This window comes from Xanthomonas sp. 3793 (assembly GCF_024806835.1).
In the GTDB taxonomy this organism is placed as follows: Bacteria; Pseudomonadota; Gammaproteobacteria; order Xanthomonadales; family Xanthomonadaceae; genus Xanthomonas; species Xanthomonas arboricola_F.
On sequence record NZ_JANTYU010000005.1, the window covers coordinates 344,411 to 366,980 of the forward strand.

General features: G+C 65.3%; 15 protein-coding genes, 1 pseudogene and 1 riboswitch. Of the genes and pseudogenes, 8 read left to right on the plus strand and 8 right to left on the minus strand.

The genetic code is table 11. The features are described 5' to 3' along the window. Nucleotides 1-391: 391 nt before the first annotated feature. Together FHY18_RS18105 and fucP are read right to left on the minus strand one after the other, a co-directional pair. Nucleotides 392-751 carry an L-fucose mutarotase gene (locus FHY18_RS18105; RefSeq protein ID WP_259157844.1) on the minus strand — a complete coding sequence of 120 codons (360 nt, stop codon included), beginning with the start codon at nucleotides 749-751 and terminating at the stop codon, nucleotides 392-394. A gap of 2 nt (nucleotides 752-753) precedes the next feature. Continuing rightward, nucleotides 754-2,055, minus strand: coding sequence for an L-fucose:H+ symporter permease (fucP, locus tag FHY18_RS18110; RefSeq protein ID WP_259157856.1), 1,302 nt, complete (start codon nucleotides 2,053-2,055; stop codon nucleotides 754-756). Between the two features lie 179 nt (nucleotides 2,056-2,234). Here fucP and FHY18_RS18115 point away from each other — a divergent pair, with 179 nt between their 5' ends. From FHY18_RS18115 to FHY18_RS18125, 3 genes and pseudogenes are all read left to right on the plus strand, one after another. Next, a complete protein-coding gene (locus tag FHY18_RS18115; RefSeq protein ID WP_259157857.1) occupies nucleotides 2,235-2,984 on the plus strand; it encodes an IclR family transcriptional regulator in 750 nt (249 codons plus the stop codon). A gap of 17 nt (nucleotides 2,985-3,001) precedes the next feature. Further along, nucleotides 3,002-3,898 (plus strand): annotated as a pseudogene (locus tag FHY18_RS18120) (S41 family peptidase). Continuing rightward, a riboswitch (yybP-ykoY riboswitch) is annotated at nucleotides 3,884-4,011 on the plus strand. Its footprint overlaps the pseudogene before it by 15 nt. Nucleotides 4,012-4,057: 46 nt before the next feature. Continuing rightward, nucleotides 4,058-4,639: a manganese efflux pump MntP family protein gene (locus tag FHY18_RS18125; RefSeq protein ID WP_259157858.1), complete on the plus strand. Its 582-nt coding sequence runs from the start codon at nucleotides 4,058-4,060 to the stop codon at nucleotides 4,637-4,639. 460 nt (nucleotides 4,640-5,099) lie between these two features. Here FHY18_RS18125 and FHY18_RS18130 read toward each other — a convergent pair whose 3' ends face one another. The 3 genes from FHY18_RS18130 to FHY18_RS18140 all read right to left on the minus strand — a co-directional run bounded on the left by FHY18_RS18130 (nucleotide 5,100) and on the right by FHY18_RS18140 (nucleotide 12,920). Further along, nucleotides 5,100-8,549, minus strand: coding sequence for a PAS domain-containing hybrid sensor histidine kinase/response regulator (locus FHY18_RS18130; protein ID WP_259157869.1), 3,450 nt, complete (start codon nucleotides 8,547-8,549; stop codon nucleotides 5,100-5,102). Nucleotides 8,550-9,135: 586 nt separating this feature from the next. After that, nucleotides 9,136-11,535: an NdvB protein gene (locus tag FHY18_RS18135; protein WP_259157871.1), complete on the minus strand. Its 2,400-nt coding sequence runs from the start codon at nucleotides 11,533-11,535 to the stop codon at nucleotides 9,136-9,138. Between the two features lie 2 nt (nucleotides 11,536-11,537). Beyond that, nucleotides 11,538-12,920 carry an MFS transporter gene (locus FHY18_RS18140; protein WP_259157873.1) on the minus strand — a complete coding sequence of 461 codons (1,383 nt, stop codon included), beginning with the start codon at nucleotides 12,918-12,920 and terminating at the stop codon, nucleotides 11,538-11,540. A gap of 157 nt (nucleotides 12,921-13,077) precedes the next feature. On the opposite strand from FHY18_RS18140, the gene FHY18_RS18145 reads away from it, so the two are divergent. Both FHY18_RS18145 and FHY18_RS18150 read left to right on the plus strand, forming a co-directional pair. After that, on the plus strand, nucleotides 13,078-13,662 hold the full coding sequence (locus FHY18_RS18145; RefSeq protein WP_259157874.1) for a gluconokinase: 585 nt from the start codon (nucleotides 13,078-13,080) through the stop codon (nucleotides 13,660-13,662). Nucleotides 13,663-14,290: 628 nt separating this feature from the next. After that, entirely contained in the window at nucleotides 14,291-16,021 is a 1,731-nt protein-coding gene (locus FHY18_RS18150; protein WP_259157875.1) for a PQQ-binding-like beta-propeller repeat protein, read from the plus strand. 154 nt (nucleotides 16,022-16,175) lie between these two features. Here the strand turns inward: FHY18_RS18150 and FHY18_RS18155 are convergent, their stop codons facing one another. The 3 genes from FHY18_RS18155 to FHY18_RS18165 are packed head-to-tail and all read right to left on the minus strand — an operon-like array spanning nucleotide 16,176 to nucleotide 17,269. Beyond that, on the minus strand, nucleotides 16,176-16,403 hold the full coding sequence (locus tag FHY18_RS18155) for a hypothetical protein (protein WP_259157877.1): 228 nt from the start codon (nucleotides 16,401-16,403) through the stop codon (nucleotides 16,176-16,178). Then, the gene (locus FHY18_RS18160) at nucleotides 16,384-16,833 is read right to left on the minus strand and encodes a 3-dehydroquinate dehydratase (protein WP_259157880.1); all 450 of its coding nucleotides are present in this window, start codon (nucleotides 16,831-16,833) and stop codon (nucleotides 16,384-16,386) included. Before FHY18_RS18160 ends, FHY18_RS18155 begins: the two co-directional genes overlap by 20 nt. A gap of 10 nt (nucleotides 16,834-16,843) precedes the next feature. Beyond that, nucleotides 16,844-17,269, minus strand: a complete 426-nt coding sequence (locus tag FHY18_RS18165) for a hypothetical protein (protein WP_259157881.1) — start codon at nucleotides 17,267-17,269, stop codon at nucleotides 16,844-16,846. A gap of 265 nt (nucleotides 17,270-17,534) precedes the next feature. On the opposite strand from FHY18_RS18165, the gene FHY18_RS18170 reads away from it, so the two are divergent. Genes FHY18_RS18170 through FHY18_RS18180 form a run of 3 tightly spaced genes read left to right on the plus strand, consistent with a single transcriptional unit; the run spans nucleotide 17,535 to nucleotide 22,448 of the window. Further along, nucleotides 17,535-19,211, plus strand: coding sequence for a J domain-containing protein (locus FHY18_RS18170; protein WP_259157884.1), 1,677 nt, complete (start codon nucleotides 17,535-17,537; stop codon nucleotides 19,209-19,211). A gap of 28 nt (nucleotides 19,212-19,239) precedes the next feature. Further along, nucleotides 19,240-20,931: a molecular chaperone HscC gene (locus tag FHY18_RS18175; RefSeq protein WP_259157886.1), complete on the plus strand. Its 1,692-nt coding sequence runs from the start codon at nucleotides 19,240-19,242 to the stop codon at nucleotides 20,929-20,931. Next, nucleotides 20,928-22,448, plus strand: coding sequence for a hypothetical protein (locus tag FHY18_RS18180; protein ID WP_259157888.1), 1,521 nt, complete (start codon nucleotides 20,928-20,930; stop codon nucleotides 22,446-22,448). The genes FHY18_RS18175 and FHY18_RS18180 overlap by 4 nt, the downstream gene beginning before the upstream one ends. The last annotated feature ends 122 nt before the right edge of the window (nucleotides 22,449-22,570 follow it).

Sequence of the window (22,570 nt, forward strand, 5' to 3'; positions counted from 1 at the left end):
CTTCTCCCGCCTGCGGGAGAAGGAAGCGGTTGTCTGGCCGGGACTACGATCCGGACGGAACGGCTCAGCCATCCAGGTGAACGTTGCTGGGTCGACGGCCTGGCCGGCAACGGCAAGGACTGAGCACTCAGCCTCTCATCCGCCATGCCGGCGCCTTCTCCCGCGCGCGGGAGAAGGGTGTGATTGGCGTTGGCTCAGGGGGGTTATGCGCTTGCGCACCATGTACCCACCGTCGGGCGTCTGCAGCGTGCTGCCGTTTGCCAGGCCGAAGACGCAGACCCAGACGCTCCCACCCGATATCGCCAGGCCGGCCGGACCGCAGCCCCGCCGAACGAATGCTCCCTTCTCCCGCAAGCGGGAGAAGGTGCCCGAAGGGCGGATGAGGGCAGCGCTAGCGCTGCGCGTCGATCGCCGCACTCAACGCAAAGATCCGCCCGGCCTCGCGCCACTTCTCCCCAGCCGCGCTGCCCGGCAGCGGTTTCTGGAACCGCCACATCAAGTCTTCCCAGGCCTGGATCCGAGGATCGGCCGCATCGCGCGTGGCCTTGGCCGCCGGATCGTAGTCATCGCCCACCTCCATCAGCATCACCAGCCGATCGCCGCTGCGAAAGATCTCCAGTTCCTGGATGCCGGCCTGCTGTAGCGAGGCCACCACTTCCGGCCAGACCTCGGTGGGTTGATGCCAGCGCTCGTACTCGGCGATCAACGTCGCATCGTCGTGCAGATCCAGTACATAGCAAAGACGCGGCATGCTCAGGCTCCGGCAAGTGCAGGCATGACGCGACGTGCGCGCAACGCGAACAGCAGGATCACCGCAAAGCACCCGCCCGGCACCACCATCGCCCAGTGGATGCCAGCCATGTCCGACACCGCGCCCATGACTGCGGTGAGCAGCGCACCGCCGATGATGGACATCACCAGCAGGGAGGAGCCCAGTTTGCGCGCATCGTCGTGCATGCCATCCAGGCCCAGCGCAAAGATGGTCGGGAACATCACCGACATGAACACGCTGGCAGCCACCAGCGCGTACAGCCCGGCCCAGCCCGGCAACGCGATGGCAACCGCGCACAGCACCAGGTTGATCGCGGCAAAACTCGCCAGCAGCTTGGCCGGCGCCAGATAGCGCAGCAACGCAGTGCCGATAAAGCGGCCAGCCATGAACAGCACCAGCGAGATGGTCAGATAGGTGGCAGCGGTTTTTTCCGGCGTGCCCGGTACCGCATCCTGCAGGTAGCGGATCAGATAGCTCCAGATGCCGACCTGCGCGCCCACGTAGAAAAACTGCGCCACCACCGAAAACATGAAGCGCCGATTGCGCAGCAGTTCGCCGAAGCGTGCGCGTTTGGGCGCCACGCCGCTGTCGCTCTCCGGCGCGCCGGTGGGAAAGCGCACCAGCGCGATCAGGATCGCCCACAGCACCACCACCGCGCCGATGATCAGATACGGCATCTGCACGGCGGAGGATTCGGCGGCAAAGAATGCCTCGCGCGCGGCCGGCGCCATCGCCGCCAGTTCGGCCGGCGTGTGCTCCACCCCGGAGAAGATGAAATGCTGGCCGACCAGCACGCCGGTGATCGAACCCAGGGGATTGAACGCCTGCGCAAGATTCAGCCGGCGCGCCGCGCCGTCGGCCGGGCCGAGTACCGTGACCAGTGGATTGGCGGTGGTTTCCAGAAACGCCAGGCCGCTGGCGATCACGAACAGGGCCAGCAGGAACAACCAGTACGTATGCACCTGCGCAGCCGGGTAGAACAGGAACGCCCCGCACGCATATAGCAGCAACCCAAGCACCACCGCGGCCTTGTAGCTGTAGCGGCGCATGAACATCGCCGCCGGCATCGCGAACACGAAATAGCCCATGTAGAAGGCGCTCTGCACCAGCCCGGCCTGCAGGTCGCTCAGCTCGAACGCCTTCTTGAACTGCTTGATCAGGATGTCGTTGAGGTTGTTGGCCATGCCCCACAAGAAGAACAGGCTGACGATCAACAACAAGGGAACCATGGCGGTACGCGCCAGGTTGCCGCGCGGTGACGCGGCAATGTCACTGTGATGCATGCGACCGATCCCCTCCCAAGGCTGTGGCGCTTGCGTTGCAATCCCGCGAGCGTACTGCGCGCGCCAACGCCATGCAAATATAAAATCTTTGTTTATATTTGCACGCAAGCACCCAACCTGACCCGCGCCGGCGATGCCTGTACCCTGGCGCGCCGCACCTTGCCTGGAACCGCAAACGGATGAGCCCCGAACCCGCCAAGTACCGCGCGCCGGCCCTGGACAAGGGGCTGGATATCCTCGAACTGCTCGCCCGCCAGGCGCAGCCGATGAGCATGGGCGCGATCTCGCAGGGCATCGGCCGCTCGCGCGGGGAGATCTTCCGCATGCTGCAGGTGCTGGAGGAGCGCGGCTATCTCACCCGCGACGGCGAAGGCGACTACGTGCTGACCAACCGGCTGTTCATGCTCGGCATGCAGCAGCCGCCCGTGCAGAGCATCAGCGAGGCCGCGTTGCCGGTGATGCGGCGGCTGGCCGATGCGATCTATCAACCCTGCCACCTGGTGGCGCCGTCCGGCGACCAGATCGTGGTGATCGCGCAGATGGATGTGCCCAGCGACCTTGGCCTGGTGGTGCGCCCGGGGCATCGCCGCCCGCTGACCCATTCCAGTTCCGGGCTGGTGTTGTTCGCCTTCCAGCAGCCGGACGTGCAGGCGCGCTGGCTGGAGATGCTCGACGCCAGCGAGGTGCCGTTCGAGCGCGCGCAATTCCTGGCCGCCGCCGCGCAGGCGCGCACCGATGGCTACGCCATGCAACCCAGCGAAGCGGTGGTGGGCGTGGTCGACCTGACCGCGCCGATCCTGCAAGGCGGCAGTGCGACCTACACGCTCACCGTGCCGTTCATCGCGCGCCGCCCGGAACTGGTGGGCCCACACGCGGCCTTGCAGGCACTGCGTGCGGCAACCGCCGAGATTTCCAGCGGGCTGCACTAGCAGCACGCAGCCCGGCGCTGCTGGCCGATATCGATGTGCTGCAACAGGCCTATGGCGCGCTGCATCCGGGCCTGTACCGCTAAGCGACCGAACAGCAGATCGCACAACGCTTCGCCGACCTGCGCGCCGAACTCGAACACGGCAGCAACGACGCCAAGCGCATTGCACGGATGGAGGTGCTGTGGCTTGCGCGCATCGATGCCTTCGATGTGTATCTGCCGCGGCTGTTTCCGCAGATTTCCGCCAACCCGGTGCCGCAGGTGCGCACGCCCGGTACAACCGTGCAACGCGCGCTACGGGTAACCGGCATCGATACGACACAGCGCAACGCGATGGCGCCCCAGCGTGTACGCGACAGCAGCACCGGCCTGGACGCTGGCGATGGACAGCGGCCGGGTGTTCGTATTGACCAGCGCCGATAACAGTTCGGCCACCTTCGAGTTTGCACGGCAACTGCAGCGCAACGGCTTGGCCACGTTGGTCGGCCAGCCCACCGGTGGCAACCTGCGCGGCATCAACGGCAGGGCGTTCTTCTTTTTACACATGCCCAACTCGAAGATCGAAGTGGATCTGCCGCTGGTCGGGCAGGTTCCAACCAGCGCGCAACCCGATCGCGGCGTGGTGCCGGACGTGCCGGTACAGATCACCGTGCAGGATCTGCAGGACGGCCGGGATGTGGAACTGAAGACTGTTCGCGCCCTGCTGGGTCGCCAGCAGGTGCAGCCGACACGATGACAGCACAACCATCGAGCCATGGGCTCACTCATGTTTTTACCAACCGTCCTACTGCGGTTGCACCCCGCAAACGGCCGCTGCATAGCCACGGCTATAAAGATCAGACCGACCTTCGCGTGCGGGCAAAACGCCCGAAAGCGGGCTTTGCGTTGTTACACTGCGCGCCCCTTGGGGAGTAGCCTGCTTTCGTTTATCGAAAGCGCCTGCATCAACATACTCGGCCCTTGCGCCGTGGTGCAGGCAACCAATCGTGGTTTGGCGAGACCAGCGGCATGCGCGTACGACGACGGTTGGCGCGGGCGCATGCCGTTGTGATCGTGCCCAACCCGAGAGTGTCGATGTCTCCTTTTTCCATTGTGTTGATCGGTTTTGCGATGTCCACCGATGCGTTTGCCGCAGCGATCGGCAAGGGCGCGGCGATGCGCAAACCGCAATGGCGCGATGCGCTGCGGGCCGGTCTGATCTTCGGCAGTATTGAGGCGATCACCCCGGTGATCGGCTGGCTGTTGGGGCGCGCCGCGTCCAGCCACCTGCGTGCGTTCGATCACTGGATTGCCTTCGTGCTGCTCGGCGGCCTGGGCCTGCACATGATTGTGGCCGGCCTGCGTGCAGATCCCGACGACGCCGATGCGTCGGCCGATGCTCCGAAGAAAAATGGCCTGCTGGCCCTGGCCGCCACCGGCTTTGCCACCAGCATCGATGCGATGGCGGTGGGCGTGAGCCTGGCGTTTCTGGATGTGCACATCGGCGTGGTGGCCGTGGTGGTCGGCCTGTGCACCTTCAGCATGGTCACCGCCGGCATCATGCTGGGCCGCGTGCTCGGCAACCTGATCGGCAAACGCGCCGAGATTCTCGGCGGCGTGATCCTGGTGATCGTTGGCAGCGTCATTCTCTACGAACACTTGAGCGGCGCTGCGTAAGCAGCCATGCATCGTAGGAGCGCGCTGGCGCGCGATGCGGCTTTATCGATAAAGCCTCATCGCGCGCCAGCGCGCTCCTACCTCGCATGCCTTGCTGTTCGCGCGCGAGGCAGTACCGCACTTTAACCAATGCGTGCATCTCTGCATATCGCGGTACTGCACGCAATGCGCTGGCTCAACGCTTTTCGCATTGTAATGCGCACTCGGGAACGCCCATAGCGCGGCAGGCTCCACCGGTTTGGTCAGCAAGCGATCACCGCGTTCGTGCGCAGGTTGCTCGAACTCATTGCGACCATCGTGTGCGCACGCTCAATTGCTGGATCAACCCGGCGTGGTGCGATGCGTTCTGATCGCATCATGTCACCGGCTTTTCGTAGGAGCGCACTTGAGCGCGACGAGCGTGATCGACCATGGCTCGCCGCGCAGGCACGCTCCTGCGCTGCATTCGGGTAACTAGCCTTCAGCGTTTTTTCGCGTCGTGATACGCGCTGAGAAACGCGCGTAGCGAAGCCGGTTTTACCGGCTTGGTCAGCAGGCGGTAGCCGCGTTCGCGCGCGAGTTGCTTGAGCTCGTCGCGACCATCGGCGGTGAGCAAGGCACCGGCAATCGGTGTCGATGCGGCGGCCTGCAGCGCATCCAGCGTGTCCAGGCCGTCGAGCCGGTCGTGCAGGTGATAGTCCACCAGCATCAGGTCCGGTTGTTCGCGCGCGCGCTCCAGCGCCTGATCCACGGTGCTGGCGGTGATCACCTCCACTTGCCAGCGGCCGAGCAGTGCGCACATGCCGTCGAGAATCTCGCGGTCGTTGTCCACGCACAGCACGCGCAGGCCAGCCAGCGAATCGCCGCTGGGCAACGCGCGCGCCGCAGGCGCCGGCAATAGCGGCGCCACTGGCACGGCGGCCACGCGCGGCAGCAGGATCGAGAACATGCTGCCGCGGCCCACCTGGCTGCGTGCGCTCAGGTCGTGGTCGAGCAGACGCGAGATGCGCTGGCAGATCGACAGGCCCAGCCCCAGGCCCTGCTCGCCCCAGTCGAACGGCTGCTGATAACGGCGGAACTCTTCGAAGATCTGCCGCATGTGGTGCTCGGGAATGCCCGGGCCGGTGTCCCACACCTGCAATTCCACCTGGGTGCCGCGCCCGCGCATGCCCAGCACGATCCGTCCCTGGCGTGTGTAACGCAGCGCATTGGCGAGAAAGTTCTGCATCACCCGGCGCAGCAGGCGGCGGTCGCTGCGCACCCAGATCGGGCGGCTGTGCACCTGCAGCTGCAGGCCGCGGCTGGCCGCCACCGGCGCGTACTGCGCGGCAAGCTCGTGCATCAGCGCGCTGGCGTCGAAGTCCTCCACCGTCGGCCGCAGCCCGCCGGCATCCAGCCGCGAGACGTCGAGCAGACCGTCGAGCAATTCCTCGGCCGCACGCAGCGAGGCATCCACGCGCTCGGCCAGATGCCGCTGTTCTTCGTTGTTTTGATGGCTCTCGCGCAGGGCCGAGGCGAACAGGCGCGCGGCGTTGAGCGGCTGCAGCACGTCGTGGCTGATGGCGGCCAGAAAGCGCGTCTTGGATTGCTGCGCCAGCTCGGCCTCGCGCGAGCGATCGGCCACGCGCTGCTCCAGGTTCTCGTTTGCATCCAGCAGCGCGCGCTCGGCCCGCTTGTAGTCGGTGATGTCGTTGTAGCTGGTGACGTAGCCGCCGCCGGGCAGCGCCTGCCCGCGCATTTCGATCACCTTGCCGTCGCTGCGGGTGCGCTCGAACACATGCGGCGAGCCGGCGCGCATGTAGCGGATGCGGCGATCGATCTGGTCTTCGATATCGCCCTCGCCCAACTCGCCGCGCTCGGCGTTGTAGCGGATCAGGTCGGCGACCGGGCGGCCGACGTACAACATGCCGTCCGGATAGCCGAACAGCTGCTGATAGCGCCGATTCCACGCGGTCAGGCGCATCTCCGGGTCGACCACGCTGACTGCGGCGCTGATGTTTTCCAGCGTGGTGGACAGGATCTCGCGATTGAAGCGCAGCTCCTGGCCGGCTTCGTCCAGCACCGCCACCACCTCGCCCAGGTCCATGCCCGAGCCGCGCAGCAGGCTGGTCAGCACCAGGCGTGCGGAGGCCGCGCCGATCGAGGCGGCCAGCAGGCGCTCGGTGAACTGCACCCAGGCGCGGTCGGCGACCACGGTCGGTTGCAGCTCGCGCTCCAGCAGCACCGCCTGGTCGACAAAGGCGCGATGCGCATGCCGCTCGCCCACCACGCGCTCGGCCAGCGCCTGCAGGTCGGCCACCCGCACATGACCGGGCCAGTCGCCGGCCACTGCCGGACGCTGCGCGTACGGATCCAGAAATGGCGCGGCGCGCAGGCGCTCGTTGACGCCGGGACGCCAGCGCGCCGACACCAGCATCATCGCGCCGACGTTGATCAGCAGCGACCAGAACGTGCCATGCGCCAGCGGGTCCCACCCGCGCATGCCGAACAGTTGCTGCGGCTGCAACCAGGCGATGCCGAACGGCCCGTCCGCCAGCCACTCCGGCTGCAACCAGCCCGCACGCGTGGCCGCCGGCAGCAGCAGCGTATAGATCCAGGTCGCAAAGCCCAGCACCATGCCGGTTTCCACGCCCTTGCGGCTGGCGCCGCGCCAGTACAACCCGCCGATCAGGCCGGGTGCGAACTGCGCCACCGCCGCAAACGCCATCAAGCCATACGCCGCCAGCGTGGTGTCGTTGGCCACGCTGCGGTGGTAGCCATAGGCGATCAGGGCCAGCAGCAGGATGGCGACGCGGCGGATCCACAGCACCCGCGAAGCCACCGACGCGCGCGCATCGGCACTGCCGCGCCGACGCAGCAAGACCGGCATGACCAGATCGTTGCTGACCATCGTGGCCAGCGCGATGCTGGCGACGATCACCATGCCGGTGGCGGCGGAAAACCCGCCCACGTAGGCCACCAACGCCAGCACCGTGTTGCCCTGGCTCAGCGGCAGGGCCAGCACCACCGCATCGTCCACCACCGCGCTGCCCTTGCCGAACAAGGCGATGCCGGCCGAGGCGATCGGCACCACCATCGCCGAAATGATCACCAGGTACGCGCCGAACAACCAGCGCGCGCGACGGATGTCGCCCACATCGCTGCATTCGACCACGGCCACATGGAATTGCCGCGGCAGGCAGATCACCGCCAGAAAACTCAGCAGCGTCTGCGAAATGAATCCCACCGACGGTGTGTGCTCGAACAAGGTGCGCGCCGAATCGGCGATGTGCAGCTGGTGATCGCTCAGCCACAGCCACGCAAACAGCCCCACCGCCACGATGGCGATCAGCTTGATCACCGACTCCAGCGCGATGGCCAGCATCATGCCGTGGTGGTGCTCGGTGGCATCCACCTGGCGGGTGCCGAACAAGGTGGCGAACAACGCCATCAGCAGCGCCACATACAATGCCGGATCGGCAAAGATCCCGCGCCCGGCGCTGCTATGCCCGGTCAGCACCTCCAGGCTCATCGCCACGGCTTTGTACTGCAGCGCCAGATACGGGACGATGCCGACCAGCGCGATCACCGCCACCAACGCGGCCAGCCGCCGCGAGCGGCCGTAACGCGAGGAAATGAAATCGGCGATGGAGACGGTGTTTTCGGCACGTGCGATCAGCGCCAGCCGCTCGATGATGCGCCAGCCGAACAGCAGCAACAGCAACGGGCCGAGATAGATCGGCAGATAACCGATGCCGTTGCGCACCGCCGAGCCCACCGCCCCATAGAACGTCCACGACGAGCAGTACACCGCCAGCGCCAGGCTGTAGACCGCCGGGCGCAGCCACGGCCGCTCCGGATACATCGGCCGACGGTCGCCCCACCACGCCACCCCGAACAGCAGCGCGGCGTAGCCGACGGAGACCAGCAGCAGGATCCAGCTTGAGACCAACGGGCGTTCCTAGGCGGCGCGATGCGAGCCTGGGAGTTTACGCAGTGGGGAACAGCGCGTGGGCGACGGGACGCTTCTGGCGGTGGATTGGGCAGCGGGGCGCAGCGTGTGGACGGCTGGAGGGCTGGCTGCCCCCATCCGCCCTTCGGGCACCTTCCCCCGCAGGCGGGGGAAGGAAGCGTCGCAGATGAAAGCGGAAGGCCGGCCGCCCGTTTTGCCGGCTGTTGGCTTCAGGCTTCTCGATCCCGGATCTGGCCTGGAGCGTTAGCTTTGAGCTGTAGCTGTAGCCCTGTCTGCACCGCTGTCTGTGGCGGTGGCTTTGGCTTTGGCTTTGGCTTTGGCTTTGGCTTTGGCTTTGGCTGTGGCTTTGGCTTTGGCTTTGGCTGTGGCTGTGGCTGTGGCTGTGGCTTTGGCTGTGGCTGTGGCTGTGGCTGTGGCTGTGGCTGTGGCTTTGCCTTTGGCTCTCGCAACGACAATCTCAAAACTGCCGGCAACCTCCCCTCTCCCCCTTGGGGGAGAGGGTGCCCGAAGGGCGGGTGAGGGCCGCGGGTGAGGACCGCTGGCGACAACAGCCGCAGACGCCAACTCAGCCCGGCAGACGCACGCGCACCTGATACGTGCGCCCGGCGACGATGCCGTGCACGCGCTGGTCCGGGCAGGGAGCGCCATCCACCTCGACCTCGACCTGCGTGCGCCCCGACTCACGCGTCAACGCAACCTCGAACTGCGCACCGCGAAATTGCCGCGTCACCTGCGCATCGGCCCAATGCGAAGGCAGCTGCGGACGGATCGCCAACGCATCGCCCTCGCCGACCAGGCCGAACAGACCTTCCAGCACGCAGCGATACACCCAGGCCACCGTGCCGGTGTTGAACAGCTGGCTGGACCGCCCGGCCGTGCGCGGATACTGGTGCCAGGCGCCGCGGTAGTAGTTGGGCAACGACACCGGCAGGTGACCGCGCTGCAACACGTCCTCGCGGGTCGGGCCCGGCAGCATCGCGCGCAGGATCTCCCAGGCACGGTCGGCTTCACCGATCTGGTACAGGCTGTACAGGTAGAACGCCACCGCATGGTTGTAGACCGCACCGTTTTCAGCGGCGCCCGGCCATTTCTGCGTCAAGCGGCCCACGTCATCGCGCATGTGCGTATACGCCGGGGCCAGCATCACCGGCCCGTACGGCGTATGCAGCTGCTCGCGCACCGCGTCCAGCAATGCGTCGCGCTGTGCGGCATCGGCGGTGCCGGCCAGCAACGCAAAACTCTGCGGATTGAGATAGATGCGGCCCTCCACATCGTCGGCGATCCCGAAGCGCACACCGTCGTCGGTGATGCCGCGCGCATACCAGTTGCCGTCCCACAGTTCGCGGTTGGCATCGGCATTGACCGTGCCCACCGCCTGGCCGAATGTCTCCGCCTGCGCGGCGCGTCCATGCGCGGCGCAGATGTCGGACCACAGCCGCAACGCATAGGCGGTGGCCACGGTGAGCCAGCCGGAGACGCCCTTGCCGCGCCAGCCGACCATGTTCATCGGGTCGTTCCAGTCGCCTTGCGCAATGAAGCTCAGGCCGCGCGCATCGCGCGCATCCAGCAACCACTGCATCGCCGCATCCAGCCGCTCGGCCACGCTGAGCACCTGCCCGTCCTGGGTGCGCACCATCGCCTCCAGCACGCTGGCATCACCGGTTTCGGCCATGTACGCACTCAGGAAAATCGGCAACCACACGCAGTGGTCGGTATGCGGCACCTGGTTGATGTATTTCAGCTCGGCGCCTTCCACCAGCAGGATGCCATCCGGCATCGCGCCGCTGGGCTCCTGCTGCGACAAGGCATGCAGCAGCGCCGCTCGCGCGGTGGCCGGCTGCAGATAGGCCATGCCCATGTGGTCCTGCAGATAATTGCGGGTCTGCGGATCGGTAGTCAGGCGATTGACATCGCCGTGATAGAACACCTGCCGCGGCAACCAATGGTTGACCAGGTTGTCCAGCGCCGCATCCGGCGTTGCGATCTGCACGCAACCACGCCCGCCCTGCAGATAGTGCGCGTAGTCGCGCGCGGCGGCGGCAAAGCCGGCCGCGGACAGATAGCGCGCGCGGATTGCAGCAATCTCCGCATCGTCCTTGGCCGGCCCGAACGCGAAGCGGTACACGCTGGCCGCATCGGCGTCCAGCGTCAGCCGATACTGCAGCGCGGCGGCGGGCGTTTCGTAATGTGCCTCGCTGTTGCCCAGCTGCTCGGCCTGGATGGCAGAAGGCGCATGCAGGCCGCCCTCGCCTTCGAAGGCCATCTGCTGCGCATCCCAGGCCACAGGCGGTTGCTCGTGCAACAGGAAGGTGCAGTCCTTGAAATCGCGCTGGCGAAAGTAGTCGTCGATCTTCTGGTACGGCGCCACGCTGCGGCAGACGATACCGCCCAACGCCGGCTCGTAGCCGCCGGACTGATGCATCCACGACATGTAGCCGACCGGGAAATACACATACAGGCTCAACCGCCGCGCGCGCCCGGAGGCGTTATGCACGCGGCATTCCCACAACTCCACCGCATCGTCGGTGGGCAAGGCCACGCACAGCTCCACCACGATGTCGTCATGCTGCACGCGCCAACGCACATCGTGCTTGCCGGCGGAGAATTCGAATGCCTGCGGCGGCGCGCGCACCGGTTCGTGCGGCACCGAATACAACGCCCCGCTGTCTTCGTCCTTGAGATAGAAAAAACGCCCGGGGTGATGCGCGTAATACGGCTGCTCGGGCATCATGAAGTTGCGTGCTTCCAGCACCGGCGCATGTGCGTACTTGGATGGCTCCGGCTGCATGAACTGGCCGGTGGCATAGCCGCGACAGGTCAGCTGCAACATCATGCGACGGTTCCACAGAAAGCCGCCGGCATTGGGCATGGCGGTCGGGCTGTAGAGCGCGTAGCGCGCGCCGTCGGCGCTGGGCGCCAGCAAGGTGGACAGATTGTCGGAAGCAGCAAGAGGTGTTGCAGACACGGTCAGGGGTGCTCCGGTTCGTCGCGCTTGCGCGCGGCCAGTTCGTGTTGGATACGGCTCAGCAAGCCGTCATCCAGCGGATAGAAACGCATGGTCCAGGCAGCCAGCAGCGCCACCGCGCCCGGGATCACCGTCAGCAGCAGCACGATGCCGGTCAACGACCCGCTGGACTGCGCACTGTTGGCCACATAGCCCATGCCGGCCAGCACCCAGGCGATGCCGGCCGAGGCGAGCGCGCCGCCCAGCTTTTGCGAAAACGTCGCCGCCGCAAAGGTCATCGCGGTCGCACGCCGGCCGGTGCGCCATTCGGTGTAGTCGGCGCTGTCGGCATACATCGAAAACGCCAGCGGCGACTTCGGCCCCAGCGCCAGCCCGATCAGCATGTTCAACGCAAAGATCGCCCAGACCGCATCGGCAGGCACGAAGAACATCGCACAGCTCAACAGGCCGACGAGCACCATCAGCCAGCACATCAGCTGACGCTTGTCCCAGTGCCGGGTCAGCAGCGGCGTGATTGCCGCGCCAACGCCCAACGCCACCGAATAGCAGCCCAAGAACAAGCCGACCAGATCCGGACGTTGCACGTAGTACTTGAGGTAGTACACCCCCGCACCGCCGCGCATGGTGATGGTGATCATGATGATCAGCGACAGCACGAACAGCACGCACCACGGCTTGTTCTGCAGCAGATCGGCGATGTCCCGGCCGACCGGCGTGCGCTGTTGCGGCGGTGGCTGCACGCGCTCGCGCGTGGTCAATGCCACGCCGACAAACAGCGCCACCGCAATGGCGCCGTACAGCATCATCGTGCGCTGCCATCCCAGCGCATCGTTGCCGCCGCCGAACCAGCGCACCAGATCCATCGTGAAGTAATTGACCAGCGTGGTGCCTGCAAACGCGCCGATGAAACGCAGGCTGATCAGACCGGTGCGCTGCTTGCTGTCGGCGGTGATCACGCCCGAGAGCGCCGAATACGGAATGCTCACCACGGTGTAGGCCAGCATCATCACCAGGAAGCTGATCGTGGCCCACCACATGCGCCCGTTCTGATCCAGGTCCGGGGTGGTATACGCCACCACCCCGGTCACCGCCATCGGCACCGCACCCCACAGCAGATACGGGCGGAACTTGCCCCAGCGGCTACGCGTGCGATCGGCGATCGCCCCCATCGCCGGGTCGGCGATCGCATCGGCGATCTTGGTCAACAGGATCATCGTGCCCACCGCTGCGGCCGGCAGATGCATGGTGTCGGTGTAGAAGATCAGCAGAAACGCCGAGATGTTGGCCCAATACAGATTCAGGCCCAGATCGCCGGCGCCATAGCCCAACTTTTCGCGCCAGCGCAGGCGCGACGATGCAGGAGACGGTGCGGGTGTTGACGTCATCGACGGACCTTCGGATGCGTTGTACCCGGCCGGGCACGCCGTTACGCTGGGTGCCCGCTCACCTGGCAAGGAGCGCCGACGCTACACCAGGCATCGGCTGCCGCCAACGTGAAATCGGCTCGAATGCCGAATCGATCCGGAGATATAACCTGACGTGATGGACACCGCCGTACCCGCCAAGCTCGCGTCCGCTTCGCCCATGGCCATCGTTGTGATGGGCGTCTCGGGCAGCGGCAAGACCACCATCGCGCAGGCGCTCGCCGCGCATTACCACTTCCGTTTTCTGGATGCCGACGACTACCACAGCGTGGCCGCACGCGCGCAGATGGCGGCCGGCCAGCCACTGACCGACGCCATGCGTCTGCCGTGGGTGGAACTGCTGGCCGCCACCTTGCGCGAGCGCGTGCAGGCCGGTGAATCGGTGGTGCTGGCGTTCTCAGGGCTGCGCAACACGCACCGCCAATTGCTGCGCGGCAGCAACGTGCCGATGCGCTTTGTGTTCCTGCATGCGGCGCCGCATGTGATTGCCGCACGCCTGAGCGCACGCGCCGGCCACTTCATGCCACCCAGCCTGCTCGACAGCCAGCTGCAGACGCTGGAGCTTCCGCTGGACGAGGCGGACGTGGTGTCGGTCGATGTGGATGCCACGGTCCCCGAGGTGGTGCAGGATGCTATCGCGCAGTTGGCGCTGACCGCTCCGGCTCCAGTGCAGGCAGCCACGCATTCGCCGCAACGCGCGTGACATGCCGAGCTCATCGCTGATCACTCCTTCTCCCATCGGGAGAAGGTGGCGCAAAAAAAGCGCCGGATGAGGGTACGTGCGAAGCAGCGTGCAGCTGGGATACGTCAGGGCTTCGTCCCGGTACCCTCCCCAACCCTTCTCCCGCCGGGAGAGGGCTTATCTCGCGCCGGGAAGTGCGTGAGTGAGTTCGCGCCCGCACACATCTTCTCCCATCGGGAGAGGAGCTTGCTGTCCTAGCCGATTGGTTGGCTCGCCCATCGCCAGTTCGTGATGCGCCGCGCAGGGTGGCGCTGGTGATGCAGCATCGACTGCGACCCACTGCACAAGGTGGCGCAAAATTTCCTGGTTACTTTTTGCAAACCCATGAATTGCAGACGAATCCACGCGATCGCGTCGAATCATTTTTTCTATCGTACCTAAGCGAAATAGTGATGGATCATCACTATTTGTGCGATTAACGCACCTGCTGAACGCAAATTTTTCGAGCTGGTATTACCAGATACAAACGGACCCGACCGTCGCATGAATACAGCGGCGTGCGCGTATTGCGCGGACACGGCAATCGGCGATCTTCACCACGCAGATCCGGGGGGATCCAGCGCTTCCTTCCATCAATGGACATGCCGTGATGACCAACTTCAATCGCCGCTTGCGGTTACGCAGTTTGACGCTCATTCCCTGCCTGCTTGCCAGCGCAGTGGCTTTCGCCCAGCCCGGCCCCGCCACCGCGCAGCAGTCGGTGTCGTCCCTGGATGCCCAGGCGTTCGCGCGCTCCGGCCAGGTGTGGAGCGCCTTCGGCAGCAACCTCCCGTTCGCCAGCCCCACCAACTGGCCCTCCGCCGGTGGCGGTTACTTCAACGCGCGCTTCGCACCGGGCGAGTGGAAGATCAATCGCACCACCGTCAAAGGCCTCAAGCCGGCCTGGACCCTGACCACCACCGGCGACATCTCGGCCACGCCTAGCGTGGAAGGCGGCACCCTGTATGTGCCCGACTGGGGCGGCACCCTGTACAGCGTCGACACCCAGACCGGCAAGCCGAACTGGCAGGCCAAGTTGTCCGACTACACCGGCAACGCCGCCTCGGTGACGCGCAACACCCCGGCCATCAGCGCCAAGAGCATCATCGTCGGCGACCAGGCTGCAGGCACCGTGCTGGCGATCGACAAGAAGACCGGCAAGCTGTTGTGGAAGACCACCGCCGAAGCCAACCCGCAGGCGCGCATCACCTCCTCGCCGGTGATCTACGGCAACCGCATCTACGTGCCCGTATCCTCCGGCGACTGGGGCAACCTCGACTCGACCCATACCTTCAGTTTCCGCGGCAGCGTCGTGGCGCTGGATCTGAACACCGGCAAGAAGCTGTGGCAGTTCTACAACGTGCCCGAAGGCTACACCGGCGCCTCGGTGTGGGGCCAGGTGGCGATCGATCCGATCAGCCGCCGCCTGTATTTCGGCACCGGCAACAACTACAACATTCCGCAGAGCGTGGGCAACTGCGTCTCCAATGCGCGCTCCTACCGCGGTAGCGAGCTGACCGTGCAGGACGAACTGAACTGCATGGCGCCGGATAACTACGTCGACTCGGTGGTGGCGTTGAATCTGGATACCGGCAAGCTGGCCTGGGCCAATCGCGCACAGGGTTACGACGCATGGAACCTGTCGTGCATCGTCGCACCCACCAACGGCCTGTGCCCCAACACGCAGGCAACCAACCTGACCGGCCCCGATTACGACTTCGGTGGTGCCGGCGTCCAGCTGTTCACCGTGTGGCGTGACGGCAAGCCCCAGCAGTTGGTCGGCGCAGGGCAAAAGAGCGGCATCTATTGGGCCTTCGACGCCAGGACCGGTGCCAAGGTGTGGTCGACCCAGGTCGGCCCCGGCGGCACCACCGGCGGCGTCGAATGGGGCACCGCGTTCGACCCGTACAAGTCGCAGGTCTATGTGGCCATCAACAACAGCTCCAACGCCACCTACACCCTGGGGCCGGACAACACCGTCAGCCACAACAGCGGCTCGTGGGCAGCGCTGGATGCCGCGACCGGCAAGATCAAATGGCAGGTCAAGGTGCCCGGCATCAACCGCGTGAATCCGACCGTGCCGGCCGGCGGCCAGGGCTCGCTGACTGTGTCGCCGAACCTGCTGTATGCCGGTTCGATGGCAGGCAACATGGTTGCCCTCGATACCGATACCGGCGCCACGCTGTGGAACTACGACGCCACCGGCTCGGTCATCAGCTCGCCGGCCGTGGTCAATGGTGCGTTGTACTGGGGCGCCGGCTACGGCCGCTTCAACTTCGGTACCGCCGCGACCAGCAATCAGCTGATCAAGTTCGTACCGGACAGCAGCGCGGCCAAATAAGCGGCTAGCACCTGCTCTGCGTCGAGTGACGCACAGTGATGGCAAAACGACGGCGCCACCTTCGGGTGGCGTCGTTGTATACGGTCGCAACGTGTGTCGGTGCTGGCCGCGACACCGACGCACATGCCGGAACGTTGCGGCAGCGGCATGATCGCTACAGGCGCGTGACCTGACACAACCGGATCTGCCCCGCTTCCAGCCCATGCGCCTCGGCCGCGCGACGGCGCAAGGCGCACACCAGTCCGGCGGCATCCAGCTTGCCATCGGCAGGCACCTCCACGCTGTGGGCAAGTTGTCCCCACAGCACCGGCCGACCATCGCAATAGCCTTCGTAGTCGGCGAAGTAATGCAGCTGGCGCCGCTCAGGTACCGACGTGGACATCGCCCTGGATCTCCGTGCAGCCCAGATGTTCCAACGCGATTTCCAGCCCCAGCAGATAGCTCTGCGCGCAGTAGCCGCGCACCGTCGCAATGCATTCGCCAAGACCTGCCGGCAGGCAGCGCTCCGGCCGGTCGGTGCTGTCGTCATGCGTTTCCACGTAGGGATAGCGTAACGACGCCAGTACCCGGTGCAGGCGTACGCTGTCCACGCAGCTGCCCGGATCGATCAACGCAATTTCCATCCGCGCCTGCCCGGCCACGCGCAAGGCATCCAGCAGTTCCTGCTCCGACCCGCAGGCCCGCAACGCAACCGTCTTGCCCGCATCCCCGGCGCACTGCACCAGCTGCCGGATCACGGCCCGCGGCAAAGGCTGCGGCCCACGCACCAGTGGCGAGGATGCTTCCGGCCCACGTACGATCATGATCGACATGCCGGCGTCCTCAGGCAGCAACGCGCAACGGCGCGTGCAACGACGGCAGACAACGCGCGGCAATGCCCAGCGACATCGCATACGCGCGCGACGCATCGTGCGGGGCAATCACCACCGCCAACGGCGCATGCTGCGGATGCAGCCACGGCTCCAACTCCTGCCCAGCATCGGTGTGCAGCTCGATGTATGGGGTGGGCAATGCATCCACCGCCGCACGCAAGGCCCTGGCACAGCTGCGCTCGGACAAGGGCAGATCGCCCGAGTCCAGCAGCACCAGTTCCACATCGGCATCGCCACCGGCTGCCTGCAGCCCGGCAATCAAGCTGTCCACGTCGGCACAGGCCAGCGTGCGCAACACACGGCCGGCGTATTCGGCATGCATCGGCGCCCAGTGCGCCGGATCGGCCTGCGGGCCTTGCAAAATCAGGATACACATCGTGTTTGGCTCAACGCACCACTGTGCGGGAGTGCCAAGGTAGATCTGCGCGGCGTAAAGAGGCTAGGCACGTTCCGATGTGCTGACATAAAGAGTACGTAATGGCTGCATGCACCGATTCATTCACAGCCCCATCCGCCCTGTAGGACAGCGGCGTAAAGTTCCTCCGCCACCGGTCGATAACGCGTGATTGGAGCCGGGAGCAGGTCAGGATGGAACGCGATCACCCCATCGGGATTGCAGGGTTGCAACGATGAGCTGGGCAATGGAAGCGCTGGGTCTCCCAGCTGATGCCGATGCGCGCGCGATCAAGCGCGCGTACGCCGTACGCCTTAAAACCGCTCGCCCGGATGATGATCCGGTGGCATTCCAGCAACTGCACGAAACCTATCAGGCCGCATTGGCTTACGCAGCACGTACCGAACAATCTAGCGACGACGACGCTGACAACACGCCGGCGCAGATCGTCACATCGACAGCCGAAGCATTGTCGGAAAACCAGCGTTCCAGGACGCAACCGCGGCGCTCGCTGGCTGCATATATTGAAGACCCTGCGCTTGAGGCAGAAATCGAGCGCTGGCAAGATGGCGCGCACGTGCAGGAATGCGCTGCACATATCCTGGCGGCAGCGCAAGACATGCCCGACGAGAGCTTTTCCGCATGGTTGAACGCCCTGCCGGAATGGTGGTCGCTGGAGCTGCGTCCGCAAATTGGTCAGGCCCTCGCTGGCCTTGTGGAAGACCAACGCTTACCGGTCACCGATGCGACTTTTGATCTGCTGATCGCAAGCTTTGGCGACGATGCCGAGGCCGATGGCTCTCATCTGCTATGGGCTGCGCGGGTGATGGACGTGGCCCTGGGGCAGCCGCCGGAGTCTTTCGAACACTGGATGCGGCACCGTCTTGATGCGTGGTCCCCCTATCAGAACTTCATGATCAGCCAGCACGTCTCGCGGGCGCTCGGAATACAACGTCCAACCCTGGGTCTGGCAACCATCGATACGCTGATGAAGGCCTTTGGCTGGCATCATGCGCTGGTAGACGATGACGACCTCGCCTGGCTGCAGGCGGCACGCAGCACAGCGCGCAAGCAGGAACTGGCTTTGCGACGTGAGTCGGCGCTGGCACTCGATGGCGATGCCGAAGTGCTGGCCTACGAGTTGACAGTGGCTGGATGGGACGGGATGACGCCACAGTGGGCAGCTGCACTGCGCTCCCGTCTGGCACGGCCACCCTCGCCATGGCGCTCCCTGACGACCGCGCTACTACCGGCACGGCCTGCATGGATGTACCGCTTCTGCAGCATCGTGCAGCGGTGGTTTCCACACCAGTTGCCCGAATCGGTGCATGCGCAGAATCTGCGTTTCTGGATACAGATCGGTAACCCGCAGCGCCCCCACGGCCGTCAGTTGGGCTTGGGCCTGGCGCGAGGACTTTGCGTTGCCGCCCTGCTTGCCATCGGCTCCGGCTTATTGGCGATCCTTTCGACCGTTCATCCCGAGACTGAGAATGCAACCTGGGCGTTCCGTAGCATTGGATGGGGTTTGGTGGGCTGGAGTGCGCTGGTACTCGTCCACCTGGGTGCGCAGTGGCAGGCGCGTAGACTCATGTCCGACGCGCACAAGCGCATCGCGCACCGCTGGTTGTTGCCTGCGGCCATGACCGCAGGCATTGCCGGCACAGCAGGTGGATGGGGTGATGGCGTGGTGGGTGCGGCCATGGGCGCTGCCTTGGTCTGTATGGCGATGTACCGCGTCATGGGTCGCATGGTTCCGCCACCGGCAGTCAAGGCGCCACAATCGCTCGTCATTTCGGGGGGTATCGGGCTCGCTTCGGCGGCGATGGGTGCGAGCCTGTGGCCCGGGTTGGCCGTCGCTCTACTGCTTTGGCTGGTGTCGCTTGTGCAAGACGTGCAGCACGACGACCTGTCCATCCTCAATTGAAATTTCATAGACGCTAAAGGATTCCGTCATGATCGTAGGTATCGACCTGGGCACTACGCACTCGCTGATCGGCGTGCACGATGCCGAGGGTGGGAGGTTGTTTTCCAATCCGCATGGCAGCCTGCTGACACCGTCGGTGATCAGCATCGGCGACGACGGCAGCCTGCTCGTCGGCCAGCCGGCGCGCGAGCGCCTGGTGACACATCCACATCTGAGCGTGGCTGCGTTCAAACGCTGGATGGGCAGTCCGCGCGAGACCAAGCTGGGCCAGCGCAGCTTCCGCCCCGAAGAGTTATCTGCACTGATCCTGCGCTCGTTGATTGCCGATGCCGAAGCGGCGCTAGGCAGCAGGATCGAAGAAGCGGTGATCAGCGTACCGGCTTACTTTTCCGATGCGCAGCGCAAAGCCACGCGCGTGGCCGGGGAGCTGGCGGGTATTCGCGTGGAACGACTGATCAACGAGCCCACCGCCGCCGCGCTCGCCTACGGGCTGCAGGAACGTGGCGGCGAAGGTCGCGTGCTGGTACTGGACCTGGGCGGCGGCACGTTCGATGTGTCGCTGCTGGAAATGTTCGATGGCGTGGTCGAAGTGCACGCCAGTGCCGGCGACAACTTTCTCGGCGGCGAGGATTTTCTCGAGGTGCTCGTGGAAGGCTTTTGTGCCGAGCATCGTCTCGATGCGGCCAAGCTCGCACCCGGCGACAGTGCGCAGCTGCGCCGCCGGCTGGAACAGCTCAAGCGCGAGCTGAGTACGCAGGCACAAGGCACGCTCAACGTGAGCATGGCGGGACACAGCTATACCTGGGAAGTTGACGAAGCACGCTTTGCGCAGCTGGCCGAGCCGTTGCTGCAGCGTATGCGTGCGCCGATCGAGCGCGCCTTGCGCGATGCAAAGCTCAAACCTTCGGAGCTGGACGACATCGTGCTGGTTGGCGGTGCAGTGCGCATGCCGATGATCAGCCGCCTGGCCACCCGCATGCTTGGCCGGCTACCGCTGCGTCATGTCAACCCGGATCACGCCATCGCGCTGGGCGCGGTCGTCGCTGCCGGCCTGAAAAGCCGCGACGAGAGCCTGCGCGAAGTGGTGCTCACCGATGTATGCCCGTACACCCTGGGTACGCAGGTGGCGCGTCAAGGCAACGACGGCAAGGTGCGTTCCGGCTATTTCCATCCCATCATCCCGCGCAACAGCGTGGTACCGGTGAGCCGCGAGGATCGCTTCTATCCAATGAACGAGCAGCAGAGCCACGTCATCATCGATGTCTACCAGGGCGAAAATCCCATGGTGGAAAAGAACATCAAGCTGGGAGAACTGCGCGTTGCGCTGGATCTCAAGCGGTCACGCAACGAGCAAGGGGTGCTGACCCGCTTCACCTACGATGTCGATGGGCTGCTGCAAGTCGAGGTGATCGAGGATGCCACCGGCAAGCGTCACGAGCTGGTACTGGAACAGAATCCAGGGCTGCTCGATCGTGAGGAGATCGCGCGGCGGCTGCAGGCGTTGGCAGCCATCAAGGTGCATCCGCGCGACCAGCAGCAGAATATTGCCCTGATGGCGCGTACCGAGCGCGTCTACGAGGAATACATCGACGCACGGCACATGGTGCAGCAGTGGATGGCGCAGTTCCGTGAGGTGCTCGAGAGCCAGGATCTGCCACGCATCGAACGCCACCGCGACGAACTTGCGCAGGCGCTGGACGAGCTGGAGGCGCGTGCATGAAGTGGGCGCTGGAAGCGCTTGGCCTGGAGGTGGATGCAGATGCGCGTGCGATCAAGCGCGCGTACGCAACACGCCTGAAAGTCACCCGCCCGGACGACGATCCTGTCGGTTTCCAGCAACTGCATGAAACCTACCAAGCCGCGCTCGCCTGGTCGCGTTACCGCGCAGGGAGGGCGATGGTCGACCAGTCCAATGACCAGCATGAAGAGGACACGTCTGAGACCGTGGTGCACAACGACCGGTCTGCCGCGCCGCGACAGATCGCCCTGTCTCCAATACCGGACGCCCAATACGCTACCGCACAATGGCCCGAGTCGGCGCAGCCGGATGCAGCACCACGCCCGGCCCCTGCGATTTCTGTCGACTGGGTCGTGCCGCCGCAACCGCCGTTGCCCGACGTCGATGTGGAAAAGGTGCAGCGACGCATCCTGCGGCAGGCTGCCACAGTGGACCCGCAGGAACTGCGGCAATGGCTGACCGCACAACCGGAACTATGGTCGCTGGAGTTCAAGCCGCAGATCGGTCGTACCTTGCAGCGCTCCCTGCTGGCCGATGACCACGTTCTGATTGCAGACAACTATGACGTGCTGGCGGACTTCTTTGACTGGGAGCATGCGCTGGATGCGCCCGACCCCTATCTGGTCGAACAGGCGCGTACACGGATGCATCGCCGGTGGCTGCTGCTACCGGCCGGGCACGGCCGGTTGGCCCGGGAGCTGCAGCACCGTGGTGATGCATCGGCCTCGCTGCCGCAGGTGCGCAAGCTGCTGGGATGGTTGGCGCCGGCAGAATCGGAGGGCGCCGCGCTTGCCGCAATGCTGTGGCCAGGTCGCGCCGACCGTATTCGCCGCCTGCTGGATCTGATCGGCTATCTCCCGGACGGCAGCAAGCCGCCAGCGCCGCTGGACCGGGAAAGTGCACTGCGCTGGTACATGGCCAGCGAGCGGCACCTGTTCAATCCGGTGGTCGCAGTGCTGGGACTGGCGCGCAGCGCGATCGTGGGCAGCGTCTTTTTCCTGCTGTGCCTGTTGCTGGCCATGCTCGACCATAATCCCGCGCCGGGCATGTCGCCGGTCCTGAAGGTTGGCCTATACGGCGCGGCCATCAGTATCGTCGGCTGGTCCGCCTGGTATTGCCTGACGTCGCTAGGGCGTTGGCAATGTCGGCCCGAGGCCGATCCGCGCGTGAAGCATCCTTGGTTGCAACGCCTGTTCATTCCGGCCATCGGCATGCTGGCCGGCGCATTGATCGTTGCCGGGCAGCAGAGCGCAGCAACCATCATCGCCTTGCCGTTGCTAGTGATGGCGCTTCTGCGCTGGGCAAGCCGCGAGGGCAAGACCTTCACGTTTCGCTGGAGCTGGGGATGGATCTGGGCCGCGATCTTCCTCGCCAAGGCCGCCTTCGTCGCGCTTGGCGCACTGATCGCGTATCCAGCCGTCGCGCTGCTGGCGACCGCAATCGCCTGGGGCGCGGACATGATCTCGCAGTGGAAGTTCCGCAAGATCGCAACCCGCTGATCACTGACGGCGAACCCACCCCATGCCCTGACGGGATGCGATGGCGACGGGGCGCCGCGCGGGGTCGCCCCGCACGTCGCCGGATTTGCTCCGTGGTGTGACCGATGCGGGAGCTGGTGCTC

Excerpts from the sequence above, each read along its gene's own strand:
- FHY18_RS18105 (WP_259157844.1), bottom strand. The coding sequence starts at position 751 with ATGCCGCGTCTTTGCTATGTACTGGATCTGCACGACGATGCGACGTTG.
- fucP (WP_259157856.1), bottom strand. The coding sequence starts at position 2,055 with ATGCATCACAGTGACATTGCCGCGTCACCGCGCGGCAACCTGGCGCGT.
- FHY18_RS18115 (WP_259157857.1), top strand. The coding sequence starts at position 2,235 with ATGAGCCCCGAACCCGCCAAGTACCGCGCGCCGGCCCTGGACAAGGGG.
- FHY18_RS18125 (WP_259157858.1), top strand. The coding sequence starts at position 4,058 with ATGTCTCCTTTTTCCATTGTGTTGATCGGTTTTGCGATGTCCACCGAT.
- FHY18_RS18140 (WP_259157873.1), bottom strand. The coding sequence starts at position 12,920 with ATGACGTCAACACCCGCACCGTCTCCTGCATCGTCGCGCCTGCGCTGG.
- FHY18_RS18145 (WP_259157874.1), top strand. The coding sequence starts at position 13,078 with ATGGACACCGCCGTACCCGCCAAGCTCGCGTCCGCTTCGCCCATGGCC.
- FHY18_RS18150 (WP_259157875.1), top strand. The coding sequence starts at position 14,291 with ATGACCAACTTCAATCGCCGCTTGCGGTTACGCAGTTTGACGCTCATT.
- FHY18_RS18155 (WP_259157877.1), bottom strand. The coding sequence starts at position 16,403 with ATGTCCACGTCGGTACCTGAGCGGCGCCAGCTGCATTACTTCGCCGAC.
- FHY18_RS18160 (WP_259157880.1), bottom strand. The coding sequence starts at position 16,833 with ATGTCGATCATGATCGTACGTGGGCCGGAAGCATCCTCGCCACTGGTG.
- FHY18_RS18165 (WP_259157881.1), bottom strand. The coding sequence starts at position 17,269 with ATGTGTATCCTGATTTTGCAAGGCCCGCAGGCCGATCCGGCGCACTGG.
- FHY18_RS18170 (WP_259157884.1), top strand. The coding sequence starts at position 17,535 with ATGGAAGCGCTGGGTCTCCCAGCTGATGCCGATGCGCGCGCGATCAAG.
- FHY18_RS18175 (WP_259157886.1), top strand. The coding sequence starts at position 19,240 with ATGATCGTAGGTATCGACCTGGGCACTACGCACTCGCTGATCGGCGTG.
- FHY18_RS18180 (WP_259157888.1), top strand. The coding sequence starts at position 20,928 with ATGAAGTGGGCGCTGGAAGCGCTTGGCCTGGAGGTGGATGCAGATGCG.